14 protein-coding genes are annotated in these 15,325 nt (G+C 69.5%); 11 read left to right on the forward strand and 3 right to left on the reverse strand.

Going from position 1 to position 15,325, the window contains the following annotated elements; genetic code table 11:
* Positions 1 to 319 precede the first annotated feature (319 nt).
* The 11 genes from BLU84_RS00965 to BLU84_RS01015 all read left to right on the forward strand — a co-directional run bounded on the left by BLU84_RS00965 (position 320) and on the right by BLU84_RS01015 (position 12,715).
* Positions 320 to 2,437: a prolyl oligopeptidase family serine peptidase gene (locus tag BLU84_RS00965; RefSeq protein ID WP_074861720.1), complete on the forward strand. Its 2,118-nt coding sequence runs from the start codon at positions 320 to 322 to the stop codon at positions 2,435 to 2,437.
* A 407-nt stretch (positions 2,438 to 2,844) separates the two neighbouring features.
* Positions 2,845 to 4,971: a S9 family peptidase gene (locus BLU84_RS00970; protein WP_139174632.1), complete on the forward strand. Its 2,127-nt coding sequence runs from the start codon at positions 2,845 to 2,847 to the stop codon at positions 4,969 to 4,971.
* 241 nt (positions 4,972 to 5,212) lie between these two features.
* Positions 5,213 to 5,671, forward strand: coding sequence for a YbaN family protein (locus tag BLU84_RS00975; RefSeq protein WP_074861722.1), 459 nt, complete (start codon positions 5,213 to 5,215; stop codon positions 5,669 to 5,671).
* A 93-nt stretch (positions 5,672 to 5,764) separates the two neighbouring features.
* Positions 5,765 to 6,130 carry an LPS translocon maturation chaperone LptM gene (gene lptM, locus BLU84_RS00980; RefSeq protein WP_074861723.1) on the forward strand — a complete coding sequence of 122 codons (366 nt, stop codon included), beginning with the start codon at positions 5,765 to 5,767 and terminating at the stop codon, positions 6,128 to 6,130.
* Positions 6,123 to 6,983, forward strand: a complete 861-nt coding sequence (dapF, locus tag BLU84_RS00985) for a diaminopimelate epimerase (RefSeq protein WP_074861724.1) — start codon at positions 6,123 to 6,125, stop codon at positions 6,981 to 6,983. The genes lptM and dapF overlap by 8 nt, the downstream gene beginning before the upstream one ends.
* A complete protein-coding gene (locus BLU84_RS00990; protein ID WP_074861725.1) occupies positions 6,980 to 7,663 on the forward strand; it encodes a DUF484 family protein in 684 nt (227 codons plus the stop codon). Before dapF ends, BLU84_RS00990 begins: the two co-directional genes overlap by 4 nt.
* Before the next feature lie 70 nt (positions 7,664 to 7,733).
* On the forward strand, positions 7,734 to 8,639 hold the full coding sequence (gene xerC / locus BLU84_RS00995; RefSeq protein WP_074861726.1) for a tyrosine recombinase XerC: 906 nt from the start codon (positions 7,734 to 7,736) through the stop codon (positions 8,637 to 8,639).
* An 84-nt stretch (positions 8,640 to 8,723) separates the two neighbouring features.
* A complete protein-coding gene (gene hslV, locus BLU84_RS01000; protein ID WP_074861727.1) occupies positions 8,724 to 9,275 on the forward strand; it encodes an ATP-dependent protease subunit HslV in 552 nt (183 codons plus the stop codon).
* Positions 9,276 to 9,326: 51 nt separating this feature from the next.
* Entirely contained in the window at positions 9,327 to 10,703 is a 1,377-nt protein-coding gene (gene hslU, locus BLU84_RS01005; protein ID WP_233431033.1) for an ATP-dependent protease ATPase subunit HslU, read from the forward strand.
* 190 nt (positions 10,704 to 10,893) lie between these two features.
* Positions 10,894 to 12,237, forward strand: coding sequence for an NAD-dependent epimerase/dehydratase family protein (locus BLU84_RS01010; RefSeq protein WP_083382224.1), 1,344 nt, complete (start codon positions 10,894 to 10,896; stop codon positions 12,235 to 12,237).
* A gap of 4 nt (positions 12,238 to 12,241) precedes the next feature.
* A complete protein-coding gene (locus BLU84_RS01015) occupies positions 12,242 to 12,715 on the forward strand; it encodes a DUF2269 family protein (protein WP_074861728.1) in 474 nt (157 codons plus the stop codon).
* A gap of 254 nt (positions 12,716 to 12,969) precedes the next feature.
* On the opposite strand, the gene BLU84_RS01020 is transcribed toward BLU84_RS01015, so the two are convergent.
* From BLU84_RS01020 to BLU84_RS01030, 3 genes are all read right to left on the reverse strand, one after another.
* Complete coding sequence (locus BLU84_RS01020; RefSeq protein ID WP_074861729.1) at positions 12,970 to 13,440, reverse strand: GNAT family N-acetyltransferase; 471 nt, start codon at positions 13,438 to 13,440, stop codon at positions 12,970 to 12,972.
* A 92-nt stretch (positions 13,441 to 13,532) separates the two neighbouring features.
* Positions 13,533 to 14,792, reverse strand: coding sequence for a hypothetical protein (locus BLU84_RS01025; RefSeq protein WP_074861733.1), 1,260 nt, complete (start codon positions 14,790 to 14,792; stop codon positions 13,533 to 13,535).
* 57 nt (positions 14,793 to 14,849) lie between these two features.
* Positions 14,850 to 15,305 (reverse strand): nucleoside deaminase, encoded by a 456-nt coding sequence (locus BLU84_RS01030; RefSeq protein WP_074861735.1) that lies wholly within the window; start codon positions 15,303 to 15,305, stop codon positions 14,850 to 14,852.
* Positions 15,306 to 15,325: the final 20 nt, after the last annotated feature.

The following is a 15,325-nucleotide window of genomic DNA, read 5'->3' on the forward strand; positions in this document are numbered from 1 at the left end:
GCATCGGTATGGCGGCGCCTCGCGGCGCCGCAGGCCGGGCGCGTGCTGCGCGGCCGATAGTCGCGGCGTCGATTCCGCCGGCATCGGCCCCGGCGGTTTCCGATTCCCGCCCCCGTTTCCGGCTCCGTTCCCGCACGCGCCGACGCGCCCGGCGAAGCCTTCGCCCAACGCCGATACCCGCGCCCCGCAGCGCTTTCGCGCCCCCCGTCGGACGGCCGCCAACGCGCCAGACCCGGCAACTCCCTACATGACCAAGGACAGGGCGGCCGCCCCGCCGCCCTGTGTTAGCGTGACGGCCTTCCTATGTCCCGGAACCGTCATGCCGAAGATGTCCCAGACCTGTCAGTCCCTGTTGTTCGCGGCCGGCCTGGCCGCCGCCGCCAGCGCTGGCGTGGCGTCCGCTCAGGAGAACAAAGTGACCGATGATCCCTATGCCTGGCTGGAAGACGTCGACGGCAAGCGCGCGCTGGATTGGGTGAAGCAGCGCAACGCCAAGACCGAGGCCGAACTGGCCGCCACGCCGCAGTTCAAGCAGCTCGAAACCAGCATCCGCGCCGTGCTCGACTCCGACGCCAAGATCCCCGGCGTCGAGAAGATCGGCGGCTACTACTACAACTTCTGGAAGGACGCGCAGCACCAGCGCGGCCTGTGGCGCCGCACCACGCTCGAGGAATACCGCAAGGCCAAGCCGGCCTGGGAAACGGTGATCGATCTGGACGCGCTCAACCGCGAAGAGAACGAGCAGTGGGTCTGGCACGGCGCCGAATGCCTCAAGCCCGAGTACCAGCGCTGCCTGATCGCGCTGTCGCGCGGCGGCTCCGACGCCGACGTCACCCGCGAGTTCGACCTCACCACCAAGGCCTGGATCAAGGACGGCTTCTTCCGTCCCGAAGCCAAGGGCAGCCTGAGCTGGATCGACCAGGACCACGTCTACGTCGCCACCGATTTCGGCAAGGGCTCGATGACCACCTCCGGTTACGCCCGCACCGTGCGCCTGTGGACGCGCGGCACGCCGATGGCGCAGGCCAAGCCGGTGTACGAAGGCAAGGACACCGACCTGTCGGTCAGCGCCTACCACGACCCGACCCCGGGCTTCGAACGCGACTTCGTCAACCGCGCGCTGGCGTTCTACAACGACGAGCTCTACCTGCGCGGCAAGGACGGCAAGCTCAGCAAGATCGAGCTGCCGAATTCGGCCAACAAGTTCGTCCATCGCGAATGGCTGATGGCCGAACTGCGCGACCCGTTCGAAGCCGGCGGCAAGCAATACGCGGCCGGCAGCCTGATCGCGATCGGCTTCGACGATTTCATGGCCGGCAAGCGCGACTTCACCACTCTGTTCGCGCCGACCCAGACCACCTCGCTGGCGAGCGTGGCCTGGACCCGCAACCACCTCGTGCTCAACGTGCTCGACGACGTCAAGTACAAGCTCAGCGTGCTGACCCCCGGCAAGGGCGAGTGGAAGCGCAGCGAGTTCGTCGGCGCGCCGGCGTTCGGCACCGTCGGCGTCGCCGCGGTCGACAGCGACGACAGCGATGCGGTGTGGCTGTCGGCGTCCGACTACCTGACCCCGACCACGCTGGCGCTGGCGCAGATCGGCAAGCAGCCCGAAACGCTGAAGACCAACCCGAGCTTCTTCGACGCGTCCAAGGACGTGATCGAGCAGCACTTCGCCACCAGCAAGGACGGCACCCGCGTGCCGTACTTCGTGGTGCGGCCGAAGGACCTGAAGTTCGACGGCAAGGCGCCGACCCTGCTGTACGGCTACGGCGGTTTCGAGATTTCGCTGACCCCGAGCTACTCCGGCGGCATCGGCAAGGGCTGGCTGGAGAAGGGCGGCGTGTACGCGGTCGCCAACATCCGCGGCGGCGGCGAGTACGGCCCGCGCTGGCACCAGGCCGCGCTCAAGGCCAACCGCCACAAGGCCTATGAGGACTTCGCCGCGGTCGGCCAGGACCTGATCGCGCGCAAGATCACCTCGACCCCGCACCTGGGCGTGCAGGGCGGCAGCAACGGCGGCCTGCTCACCGGCAACATGCTGACCCAATACCCCGACCTGTTCGGCGCGGTGGTGGTGCAGGTGCCGCTGCTGGACATGAAGCGCTACAGCCACCTGCTGGCCGGCGCCTCGTGGATGGCCGAGTACGGCGATCCGGACACCAGCGACTGGTCGTTCATCAAGACCTTCTCGCCGTACCACCTGTTCGACGCCAAGCGCGAGTATCCGCCGGTGATCTTCATGACCTCGACCAAGGACGACCGCGTCCATCCGGGCCATGCGCGCAAGATGGCGGCGAAGATGCTCGACGCCGGCAAGACCAACGTGCGCTATTACGAAAACATCGAAGGCGGCCACGGCGGCGCGGCCAACAACGCCCAGGCCGCGCACATGAACGCGCTGGCCTACACCTTCCTGTGGGAGCAGTTGGCCAAGTGACCGGGCCAGCGGAATCGGTCGGTCGCGATTTCGGACGGGCGCCTTCGGGCGCCCGTTCGTGCGTTGGCAGCCCGGGTTTCGGGACGAAGGCGGTCCGGCGCGTCGCGCCCGACGCCCGCGGCTCGATCCCGTGCCCCCGCGTTCTCTCCCACCGTCATTCCGGTGAAAGCCGGAATCCATTTTGCTGTTGCTCCGCCCTTGGGAGCCGAGCAATAGCGAAGATCAAAATGGATTCCGGCTTTCGCCGGAATGACGGGGGTGAGGCAGGCGCGTCGTTTGAGCTCTTCGCCGCCCGCCATCCGTGACCTGCGTACGCGTTTCCCGGCGCTTCACCCTGAGACATTGAGGACCATCCCGGCGGACCCCATATGAAATCTTCTTTCTTCACCTTAGCGGCCACGCTTCTGATGACCACCACACTCAACGCCCCCGCCGCCGGCCTGCCCGCGCCGCCGGTCGCGGCCAAGCAGCCGCACACCGTCAAGGCGCCGCACGGCGCGCAGCGCCAGGACGAGTACTACTGGCTGCGCGACGACAAGCGCAAGAACCCGCAGATGCTGGCCTATCTCAACGCCGAGAACGCCTACGTCGACGCGGCCATGAAGCCGCTCAAGCCGCTGGAAGACGCGCTCTACGGCGAGATCGTCGGCCGCATCAAGCAGGACGACAGCTCGGTGCCGTACCGCGAGCGCGGTTTCTGGTACTACACCCGCTTCGAAACCGGCCAGGACTATCCGATCCACGCCCGCCGCAAGGGCGCCATGGACGCGGCCGAGCAGGTGATGCTCGACGTCAACGTCATGGCCAAGGGCAAGGACTACTTCAGCGTCGGCGCAATGGAAGTCAGCCAGGACAACCGCGTGCTGGCCTGGGCCGACGACGCGGTCGGCCGCCGCCAGTACACGATCCGCTTCAAGAACCTCGACACCGGCGAGATCTATCCCGACGTGATCGAAGGCGTGTCGACCGACCTGATGTGGGCCGACGACAACAAGACCCTGTTCTACATCGAGAACGATCCGGAAACGCTGCTGACCGTGCGGGTCAAGAAGCACGTGCTCGGCACGCCGGCGTCCGGCGACGTCCTGGTCTACGAGGAAAAGGACGACAGCTTCTACATGGGCCTGGGCCGCACCCGCGACGACGCCTACCTGTGCATCGACGTGCACAGCACCGTGTCCAGCGAAATGCGCTGCGCGCCGGCCGCCGATCCGAAGGAGTTCGCGGTGCTGGCGCCGCGCGAGCGCGACGTGGAGTACCACGCCGACCGCCTCGACGGCCGCTGGGTGATCCGCACCAACGCGCCGGGCGCCGACGGCAAGCCGGCGCCGAACTTCAAGCTGGTGACCGCGCCCGACAGCGCGCGTTCGCGCAAGGAATGGAAGGACTGGATCGCCCACCGCGACGATGTGTTCATCGAGGGCTTCGAGCTGTTCGACGGCTTCACCGCCGTGTCCGAGCGCTCCGACGCGCTCGAGCGCCTGCGCCTGATCCACAAGGGCAAAGACGGCAAGGACGGCAAGGAGGAGTTCGTCAAGGCCGACGAGCCGGCGTTCTCGATGGGCCTGTCGATCAACTCCGAGCACGACACGCCGTGGCTGCGCTACAGCTACACCTCGCTGACCACGCCGGCGACGACCTACGAGCTCAACACCGAAACCGGCGAGCGCAAGCTGCTCAAGCGCCAGCCGGTGATCGGCTACGACCCGGACAAGTACGTCACCGAGCGCTTCTGGGCGACCGCGCGCGACGGCGTCCGGATTCCGGTGTCGCTGGTCTACAAGAAGGGCTTCGAGAAGAACGGCAAGGCGGCGATGCTGCAGTACGCCTACGGCAGCTACGGCATGTCGATGGATCCGACCTTCTCCGGCACCAACGTCAGCCTGCTCGACCGCGGCATGGTCTACGCCATCGCCCATATCCGCGGCGGCCAGGAAATGGGCCGGCAGTGGTACGACAACGGCAAGCTGTTCAAGAAGCAGAACACCTTCAACGACTTCGTCGACGTCACCGACGCCCTGGTCAAGGCCGGCTACGCCGCGCCGGACCGCGTCGCCGCCTACGGCGGCAGCGCCGGCGGCCTGCTGATGGGCGCGATCACCAACATCGCCGCCGACAAGTACCGGGTGATCCTGTCGCAGGTGCCGTTCGTGGACGTGGTGACGACGATGCTCGACGCCAGCATCCCGCTGACCACCAACGAGTACGACGAGTGGGGCAATCCGGAAAAGAAGGATTACTACGACTACATGCTGTCGTACTCGCCCTACGACAATCTGAAGAAGCAGGCCTATCCGGCGATGTTCGTCGGCACCGGCCTGTGGGATTCGCAGGTGCAGTACTGGGAGCCGGCCAAGTACGTGGCGCGGCTGCGCACGCTCGACACCGGCGACCGGCCGGTGCTGTTCCGCACCAACATGGACGCCGGCCACGGCGGCAAGTCGGGCCGTTTCCGCCGCTATCGCGAGCAGTCGGAAATGTTCGCGTTCATGATCGATCAGCTGCGGGTGAGCCACGAGGTCGCGGCGAAGTAAGCCGCGGCAGCGAGAGGTTCGACGACGGGCCCGGCGCGAGCCGGGCCTGTTCGTTTCTGGGCGCGAGTCGGATCCGATTCAACGCGTTCGACCGCAGCATTCGATGCAGTTGTATTTTCGCAGTCGCGGCTCGCGCCGCTCCTACACGGAGCCCATGTAGGAGCGGCGCGAGCCGCGACCGCGACTTGTCGACAACGACGAGCCCCGCCTTCCGCCGCGCCACGCCGCATACACTTCCCGCATGTCCGACCCACCGCCTCCCCAGGACGCCGCCCGCGACCCGGAGCCCGTTCCGCCGGCCGCCGACGCCGCCCCGCCGCCCGCGCCCCGGGTCCGTCTGCGCTGGGCATGGTGGCTGCTGGCCTACGTCAGTCTGGGGCTGGGCATCGTCGGCATCGTCGTGCCGGGGCTGCCGACGGTGCCGTTCGTGCTGCTGTCGGCCTTCGCCGCCTCGCGCGGCTCGCAGCGGCTGCACGCCTGGCTGCTGGCGCACCGCCAGTTCGGCCCGATGATCCGCGACTGGCAGGCGCACGGCGCGGTCAGCCGCCGGGCCAAGCGGCTGGCGGTGTCGATGATGGCGGCGTGCGCGGCGATCATGTTCCTGACTTCGCCGAAGTGGTGGATGGCCGCGAGCGGCACCGCGATCATGGCCGTGGTCGCGGTGTGGCTGTGGCGCCGGCCCGAACCGCCGTCCGGCTAGGCCGCGGGCGAGCCTGAACCCGTACCCAGACGGCGCTCCCAGTCCCGCGCGCAGGGTTCGTTTCGGTCACCCCCGCGGGCTACACTTCAGGGCATGAATGCACGCCCCGCCTCGTTCCTGATCCCGGTCGCGCTGACCCTGGCCCTGGCCGCCTGCGGCAACAAGGGCCCGCTGGTCCTGCCGACCGCACCGCCGCCGCCCGAAGCGCCCAAGGCCAAGCCCGGCGAAGTGCCGGTGACCATCTCCAACGCCAACGCGCCGCCGGTGGCGACCGACCCGCACAAGAAGTCGCAGGCGGTGCCGTCGCTGGACAAGGTGCTGGCCCCGCCGGCCGAAGGCGCCGACAAGGACAAGGCCGAGAAGGACAAGGCCGGCAAGGACAAGTCCGGACAGGATTCGTCCGACGGCGCGGACAAGCCGGCCGAGCCGGTGCCCGCCAGCGGCCAGGGCGATGGCTGAGGCCGTCGCCGCGCGCGCGCCGCTGCGTTTCAGCAAGATGCACGGCGCCGGCAACGATTTCGTCGTGCTCGACCTGCGCCGCGGCGCGGCGCCGCCGGACGCCGAACTGTGCCGGCGTTTGGCCGACCGCCACACCGGCGTGGGCTGCGACCAGATCCTCACCGTCGAAGACCCGCTCAGCGCCGGCGCGGTCGCCTCCTACCGCATCTGGAATTCCGACGGCTCGGCCTCGCAGCAGTGCGGCAACGGCGCGCGCTGCATCGCCGCCTGGCTGGTGCGCGACGGCGCCGCCGCGGCCGGCGCCGGCTTCGCCGTCGACAGCCCGACCGGCCGCCACGCGGTGACGCCGCTGGGCGAAGGCGGCTTCCGCATCGACATGGGCCGGCCCGAGTTCGACCCCGCACGCATCCCGCTGCGCGGCTACCCCAGCCGCCAGGACCAGTACGTGCTCGACGTGCACGACACCGTGATCGGCTTCGGCGCGGTGTCGATGGGCAACCCGCACGCGGTGATCGAAGTCGACGACGTCGACGCCGCGCCGGTGGAGACGATCGGCCCGATGCTGCAGTCCAGCCAAGAGTTCCCCGAATCGGCCAACGTCGGCTTCGCCCAGGTGGTGGCGCCCGACCGCATCCGCCTGCGCGTGTACGAGCGCGGCGTCGGCGAAACCCTGGCCTGCGGCTCCGGCGCCTGCGCCGCCGCGGCGGTGCTGATGCAGCGCGGTCGGGTCGGGCGCGAGGTCGCGGTGCAACTGCCAGGCGGCGAACTGCGCATCGCCTGGCCCGAGGCCGATGCGACCCTGTCGATGGCCGGGCCGACCGCATTCGTGTTCGAAGGAGAGTGGAACCGATGAGCGAAAGACTCGGCGACAAGCCGGCCGAGCTCGGCGCGCACGAAGTCGCTTCGTGGCTGCGCCGCCACCCGCGCTTCCTGCAGCAGTTTCCCGATCTGTCGATGAGCCTGGTGGTGCCGCGCGAAGAAGGCTCGGCCGCCTCGCTGGCGAGCTATCAGCTGGAAGTGCTGCGCGACAAGAACCGCGAACTCTCGCGGCGCCTGCACGAGCTGTTCGGCAACGCCCAGGAAAACGAACGGCTGGCGGTGCGCACGCATCAGCTGACCCTGGCGCTGATGCGCCAGAACAACGCCGGCGACACCTTGCGCGCGATGGCCGCGAGCCTGGCCGAGGATTTCAACGGCGACCTGGTCCGGTTGATCGTGTTCCGCCGTTACGACGATGTGGCCGACAGCGAGTGGCTGCAGATCATCGAAGACGGCGACGCGCGCCTGCAGCCGTTCCGCGACGCGCTCGGCGACGGCGAACCGCTGTGCGGCCGCCTGCAGCCGGAGAAGCACGCCGTGCTGTACGGCGAGCGCGCCGAAGACGTGCAATCCACCGCGCTGCTGCCGCTGCCGGGCGTGGGCCTGATCGCGGTCGGCAGCCGCGACCCCAACCGCTTCTTCCCCGGCATGGGCACGCTGTTCCTGCGCATGATGGGCGAATCGCTGGCGGTGGCGCTGCGCCGCTTCGACTGATGCCGGCGCGGCCGGGGCCTCGTCCCGGCCGCCACGCCGCGCACGCGCGCGGCGGAGTAGGATGCGCGGCATGAATCCGGTCGACGCCTTCCTCGATCACCTGCGCGTGGAAAAGCGCATGTCCGCGCATACGCTGGACGCCTACAAGCGCGATCTCGACGCGCTGACGGTGTGGACGCTGCAATACGCCGGCGGCGACGTGCTGGCGTTGCAGGTCGAGGACATCCGCGCCTTCATCTCCGCCGAGCACCGCCGCGGCCTCACCGCCAAGAGCCTGCAGCGGCGTTTGTCGGCCTGCCGCAGCTTCTATTCGTGGCAGGTCCGGCAGGGCGCGCTGGAGGCCAGCCCCGCCGCGCCGATCCGCGCGCCCAAGGCGCCGCGCAAACTGCCGCAGGTGCTCGATCCCGACGAAGCCAAGGCGCTGGTCGAAGTCGACACCGACGCGCCGCTGGGCTTGCGCGATCGCGCGTTGCTGGAGCTGTTCTATTCCTCCGGCCTGCGCCTGAGCGAGTTGTGCGCGCTGCGCTGGCGCGACCTCGATCTCGACGACGCCCTGGTCACCGTGCTCGGCAAGGGCAACAAACAGCGCAGCGTGCCGCTGGGCTCGCACGCGCGCGCCGCGCTGGGCGAATGGCGAGCGTCCACCGGCGCCGGCGCCGAGGCGTTCGTGTTTCCCGGCCGCGGCGGCGCCCAGATCAGCTCGCGCGCGGTGCAACTGCGCGTGCGCGCGCTGGCCCAGCGCCAGGGCCTGTTCAAGCGCGTGCATCCGCACCTGCTGCGGCATTCCTTCGCCAGCCACATCCTGGAATCCTCCGGCGACTTGCGCGGCGTGCAGGAACTGCTGGGGCATGCGGACATCGCGACCACGCAGATCTATACGCACCTGGATTTCCAGCACCTGGCCAAGGTGTACGACGCGGCGCATCCGCGCGCGCGGCGCAAAGGGCAGGGCGGCGGCGAGGGCGAGGCCGGCTGAACCGTTGACGCAGGGCCGGCCGGACGCCGGCCCTTGACTCGCCGGAGCGAGCCCCCATCCAAGGGCTATCCCCCGGAGGTCGCCATGGACCCGAGCCAGAATCCCAACGTTTTCCACGCCACCACCATCGTCTCGGTCCGCCGCGACGGCCGCGTCGCCATCGCCGGCGACGGCCAGGTCACGCTCGGCCACACGGTGATGAAATCCAACGCGCGCAAGGTGCGCCGCCTGGGCCGCGACGGCCAGGTATTGGCCGGTTTCGCCGGCGCCGCCGCCGATGCGTTCACCTTGTTCGAACTGTTCGAAGCCAAGCTCGAAAAGCACGGCCAGCTGACCCGCGCCGCGGTCGAACTGGCCAAGGATTGGCGCACCGAGCGCCGCCTGGGCAAGCTCGAAGCGCTGCTCGCCGTCGCCGACCGGGAAACGTCCTTGGTCATCAGCGGCACCGGCGATGTGATTGAGCCCGAAGACGGCATCGTCGCCATCGGTTCCGGCGGCATGTACGCGCTGTCGGCCGCGCGCGCGCTGATGGCGCACAGCACCCTCGACGCCCGCGCCATCGCCACCGAGTCGATCAACATCGCCGGCGACGTGTGCATCTATACGAATCGCAACGTGGTGGTGGAAGAGCTGTAAGAAACAGCGCAGCCACTCGCACTTCACTCCCCTTATTTCACTGCCGACTTTATGAAGCCCGACAACAGCCACGCCACCATGACTCCGCGCGAGATCGTGCAGGAACTGGACCGACACATCGTCGGCCAGCATTCGGCCAAGCGCGCGGTCGCCATCGCCCTGCGCAACCGCTGGCGCCGCATGCAGCTGCCCGCCGAGTTGCGCAACGAGGTGATGCCCAAGAACATCCTGATGATCGGCCCCACCGGCGTCGGCAAGACCGAGATCGCGCGGCGCCTGGCGACGCTGGCCAACGCGCCGTTCGTCAAGGTCGAGGCCACGCGTTTCACCGAGGTCGGTTACGTCGGCAAGGACGTCGAGCAGATCGTGCGCGACCTGGCCGACACCGCGGTCAAGCTGTATCGCGAACAGGCCAAGACCCGCGTGCGCACCCAGGCCGAGGAACGCGCCGAAGACCGCATCCTCGATGCGCTGCTGCCCAAGCGCGTGCCCGGCGGTTTCGGCTTCGGTTCGGAAACCCCGGCCGCCGACCATAGCGCGCCCGACAGCGACACCCGCGCCAAGCTGCGCAAGCAACTGCGCAGCGGCGAGCTGGACGATCGCGAGATCGAGATCGAAACCGCGGTCAACCTCGGCGGCGTCGACATCATGGCGCCGCCCGGCATGGAAGAGATGGGCCAGCAGCTGCGGCAGATGTTCTCGCAGGTGTCCGGCGGCAAGACCCACAAGAAGCACCTGTCGATCAAGGCCGCGCGTCCGCAGCTGGTCGAAGAGGAAGCGGCGAAGCTGGTCAACGAGGACGACGTGCGCCAGGCCGCGATCGAGGCCTGCGAGCAGCACGGCATCGTCTTCATCGACGAGATCGACAAGGTCGCCAAGCGCAGCGAGGCCGGCATGAGCGGCGGCGACGTCAGCCGCGAAGGCGTGCAGCGCGATCTGCTGCCGCTGGTGGAAGGCTCGACCGTCAGCACCAAGTACGGCGCGGTCAAGACCGACCACATCCTGTTCATCGCTTCCGGCGCGTTCCATCTGGCCAAGCCCAGCGACCTGATTCCGGAGCTGCAGGGCCGCTTCCCGATCCGGGTGGAACTCGGCGCGCTGAGCAAGGACGATTTCGTGCGCATCCTGACCGAACCGAAGGCGGCGCTGACCACGCAGTACATCGAATTGCTGCGCACCGAAGGGGTGACGCTGGAGTTCACCACCGATGCGGTGGATCGCCTGGCCGAGATCGCCGCGCAGGTCAACGAGCGCCAGGAGAACATCGGCGCGCGGCGCCTGCATACGGTGCTGGAGCGCTTGCTCGATACCTTGAGCTACGAGGCGCCGGATCGCGACGGGCAGGCGGTGACGATCGACAAGGCGTATGTGGATCAGCATCTGGGCGAACTGGTGCAGGATCCGGATTTGAGTCGGTACATTCTTTGATGTTGTAAAGCGGCCCTCACCCCAACCCCTCTCCCGCAAGCGGGAGAGGGGCTTTGCGCTCGAGGGGCGCAGAGACGACGCAACCGTTCCCTCTACCGCTTACGGGAGAGGGCCAGGGTGAGGGCAGCGCCGCAAGGCGCTGTTTATTGACAGTCCTCGCCCCCGCCGCGCTCTGCTACCGTGTCGCCCCATGGACGACCCCGCACCCGCAAGCGCGCCACGGACCGACGCTTCCGCAACCAACGCACCCGCGCCGAAGACCGCGCTCGTCATCGGCGCCAACGGCTTTCTCGCCGGCTACCTCATCGCCTCGCTGCGCCGCCACGGCTGGCGCGTGCTGCGCGGCATCCGCGACGGCGGCCGCGCGCTGCGCGAGGACGAACGCCGCGCCGACCTCGCGCGCATGACCGCGCCGCAGGACTGGCGCGAGACGCTGCGCGGCGTCGATGCCGTAGTCAACGCCGCCGGCATCCTGCGCGAAGCCGGCGCGCAGACCTTCCAGAGCATCCACGTCGACGGCCCGCTGGCGCTGGCGCGCGCCTGCGTCGAATTCGGCGTGCCGCGCTTCGTGCAGCTGTCCGCGCTCGGCGAACCGGCCGACGGCGAATTCATCGCCTCCAAGCACCGCTTCGACGACGCGCTGCTGGCGCTGCCGCTGAGCGCGGTGGCGCTGCGGCCGTCGGTGGTCTACGCCGCGTCCGGTTCCTACGGCGGCACCTCGCTGTTGCGCGCGCTGGCCGCGTTCCCCGGCCGGCAACTGCTGCCCGGCGACGGCCGCTGGCCGTTGCAGCCGGTCGCCGCCGAAGACCTCGGCGAAATCGCCGCGCGCGCCGCGGGCGGCGCGCAATCGGGCGTGTACGAGATCGGCGGCCCGGCGCCGCTGAGCCTGCGCGAATATCAGGCGACCTGGCGGCGCTGGCTGCGCATCGACGGCGAAGGCGCGGTGTTCTTTCCCGAAGCGCTGGTGAGCCTGCAGGTGGCGGTCGGCGAGCGCCTGGGCCGCGGCCCGGTCGGCGAAACCATGTGGCGCATGCTCCGCCGCGGCAACGTCGCCCGCGCCGACGCGCATGCGCGCGTGCGCGCCGACTTCGGCCACGCGCCGGCCGCGCTGGCGCAGGCGCTGGCGGCGACGCCGAGCCAGGTCCAGGACCGTTGGCAGGCGCAGCTGTATTTCCTCGCGCCAAGCTTGCGCATCGCCATCGTCGCGCTGTGGCTGATTTCGGCCGCAGCCGGTTGGCTGACGCCGGCCGCGACCATCGAGGCGATGACTGCCGGCACGCCGCTGGCCGCGTGGCAGCCGGTGCTGCTGGCGCGTGTCACCGGCGCGCTGGACGCGGTGTTGGCGCTGGCCTTGCTGATCGGCTGGCGGCCGCGGCTGATGCTGGGATTGATGGGGATCAGCGTGCTCGCCTACACGCTCGCGTTCGGCGCGTTGTTGCCGGCGCAGTGGCTGGACCCGCTCGGCGGACTGGCGAAGAACCTGGTGGTGCTGCCGGCGCTGGCGGTGGCATGGGTGTTGGCGGATCGGAGATAAGACCATGCTGTATCTGTGGGTGAAGTGGATTCACATCCTGTCCTCGACCTTGCTGTTCGGCACCGGCCTGGGCATCGCGTTCTTCTTCTGGATCGCGCACAAGCGCGGCGACGCGAAAGTGATCGCCGAGACCGCGCGCACCGTGGTCATCGCCGACGCCTGCTTCACCGCGCCGGCGGTGCTGGTGCAGTTCGGCACCGGCGTGTGGCTGACGCTGCAGTTGGGCATGCCGTGGAACATGTTCTGGCTCAAGACCGCGCTGATCCTGTTCTTCGTGGTCGGCGCGTGCTGGCTGCCGGTGCTGTGGCTGCAGGCGCGCGCGCGCCGGCTCGCGGCCGCGGCGGCGGCCGCGGGCACGGCGCTGCCGGCGAGCTATCACCGCACGATGTTCTGGTGGTTCTGGCTGGGATGGCCGGCGTTTTTGAGCGTGGTGGGGATTTTTTGGTTGATGGTGTTGAAGCCAACCGGAGTTGCGTAGCTCCGCCGTCGCCACCCGAAGCCCCGATCCCCAAGCCCATCGCCCAGACGAGGCCGAACCCACAAAAATCCCGTCATTCCGGCGAAAGCCGGAATCCATTTTGCTGTTGCCTTCGCTCCCTCGCGCGAGGATCAAAATCAAAATGGATTCCGGCTTTCGCCGGAATGACGGGGTGTGGAAACGACGCGAGCTGAAGCGGGGGATTAAAACGACATGCGTGCTGCGCCTGCCGGACGACCCGAGTTCCCTTCGTCTTAGCGCCGTAGTTCCAGAATCACGCCAATAGCCGCAATCTCATCGCACCCCGCCAGCCGCCCAGACCGACGCTCGATCTCGACGAAACCTTCCGAGCGATACAACGCGATCGCCGGCTCGTTCCCCTGCAGCGCCTGAGTCGAAATCACCGCCCCCGACGCGGCGACCGCATGCCGCAACAACGCCCGCCCCACACCTTGTCGGTAGCTGTCGGGATCCACATACAGCCAGTTGAGCGAGCCGCGCTGGAAGGCGACGAAACCGCGCACCACTCCGTCGACTTCGGCCACATCCAGGCGACCATCGAACAATCCCTCGCTATGCGCGGTGCGCGCCAGGGTGCGGAACGCGGCGACGCCGGCGCTGCGCTGGAGTTCGTCCAGGCGCGCGCGGTCGTGGATGTCGCACAGGCGCGGCCAGTCGCTGAGCTGGTAGGCGCGGATCGACAGCGGGGCGGGGGCGGCGGCCATGTGCCGGCGATTCTGCCCTCCGGCCGTGGCGCTTGCCCAGTGACGGGGGTAAGCCGGCCGCTGGGCGTGCGTGCACGCAACCGAAGCCGGCGTCAGCGCGCGCCCGCCGCGCGCCGGATCAGGCACACCGCCTCGCGCCGGCCGCCCGGCCGCGGCCGGTACAGGCCGACGTAGTCGAGCGCGGGCCCGGCCGAGCTCCACAGCGCGACATAGGTGGCGTCGCCGAAACGCAGCGGCAGCGCGGTGGTGGTGCGGGTCTGGAAGAAATCGTCGCCGTCGGCGATGCCCGGCAGCGGTGCAGGCACCGCCTGGCGCAGCGGCTCGCGCCGGTTCCAGGCGGCGTTGCGCAGGTCGTCGCAATGCGACAGCGGCGGCCGCGCGCCGTCCCACTGGCACGGCACCGCCTGCGGCGCGGCGGCGCCGTCGCGGGCGCGGAAGCCGTCGCCTGCGGCGCCGGCCGCCACCAACAGCGGCGAGGAGTACCAACCCTCCAGGCCGCGGGTGTCGCCGAGGTAGACGCGGTCGATCAAGCCGTCGTTGTCGAAATCGAAGTCGAACGCGCGCCAGGGGCCGTGGATGAATTCCAACCCGTCCGGCAGCGCGGTTCCGGCCGGCGCTTCGGCCGCGACCACTCGCTGCAGCGGCGCGCCGTCGTCGGCGCCGCGGCGGAACGGGTCGAGCGCATTCCAGTCCAGCGCGAGCTGGCGCTCGAGTTCGGCGCAGACCGGGCCGCGGTCGAGCAGGCGTTGCAGGTTGCTCGCCGCGGCGGCCGCTGTGGCTGCGGCCGCGTTCGCTGCGGCTTCCGGCGCGATCATTGAGTCCACCGGCAGCGACGACAGCGGTTGATCCGGCGCCAGCAACGGCCCGCAATCGCCGTTGCTGCAGTCGTACACCGCGTCGCGGTCGACCCGGTACATCCACGGCGTCGGCGCGATCTCGCAGCGGTCGCGCACCGCGCGCCGGTCGGCGACGCGGCGGTCGTCGAGCCACAAGGTGAAGCTCGCCGACGGCGCGTTGCTGCACGGCCCGGCCGGCGGCGGCGGTTCGGCCTGCACCTGCACGCGCAGGCGGCCGCCGTCGGCGAAGCGGCATTCGCCGGTCTGGCCGACGGCCAGGGCGATGCTGCGCGGACGGTCGCGATCGCTGTCGGTGAAGGTTTCCAGCAGCGGCTGCGCGCAGCCGCCGCGCGCGGGCAGCTCGGTGCGCACCAGGCTGGCCTTGCGGCCGTCTTCGGCCTGGCGGCAGATCAGCGCGATCTCGGCAGCGGCGCCGCAATCGGGCGGTTGCGCCGCCGCCGGCGCGAACAACGCGGCGGCGAGCGGCAGCAGCGGCCAGGCGATGCGAGGGGGCATGGGAACTCCGTTTCCTGGTCCGATTCCTGATCTGTCGCTGAGGGCGCGGCGGCGGACTCAGTCCTCGCCGATGTCCTCGTTCCAGACCTCGGGATTGGCCGCGATGTAGCCGCCGAGCATCTCGATGCATTCGGGATCGGCCAGATCGATCACCTCGACCCCGCTCTCGCGCAGCCAGTCGATGCCGCCGCGGAAGTTGACCGATTCGCCGACCACCACGGTGCCGATGTTGAACTGGCGCACCAGCCCGCTGCAGTACCAGCACGGCGCCAGGGTGGTGACCATGATGGTGTCGCGGTAGCGGCGTTGGCGGCCGGCCTTGCGGAAGGCGTCGGTTTCGCCGTGCACCGAGGGGTCGTTCTCCTGGATGCGGCGGTTGTGGCCGCAGCCGAGCAGGCGGCCGTCGTTGTGGTACAGCGCCGCGCCGATCGGGATGCCGCCCTCGGCGATACCCTGGCGGGCTTCGGCGACAGCGGTGGCGAGCAGGGCGCGGTAGTCGGGGGTGGCGATCATGCGGAACTCCGGTGCGTATC

Origin of the sequence: Lysobacter enzymogenes, assembly GCF_900106525.1 — a bacterium.
Taxonomy (GTDB): Bacteria; Pseudomonadota; Gammaproteobacteria; order Xanthomonadales; family Xanthomonadaceae; genus Lysobacter; species Lysobacter enzymogenes.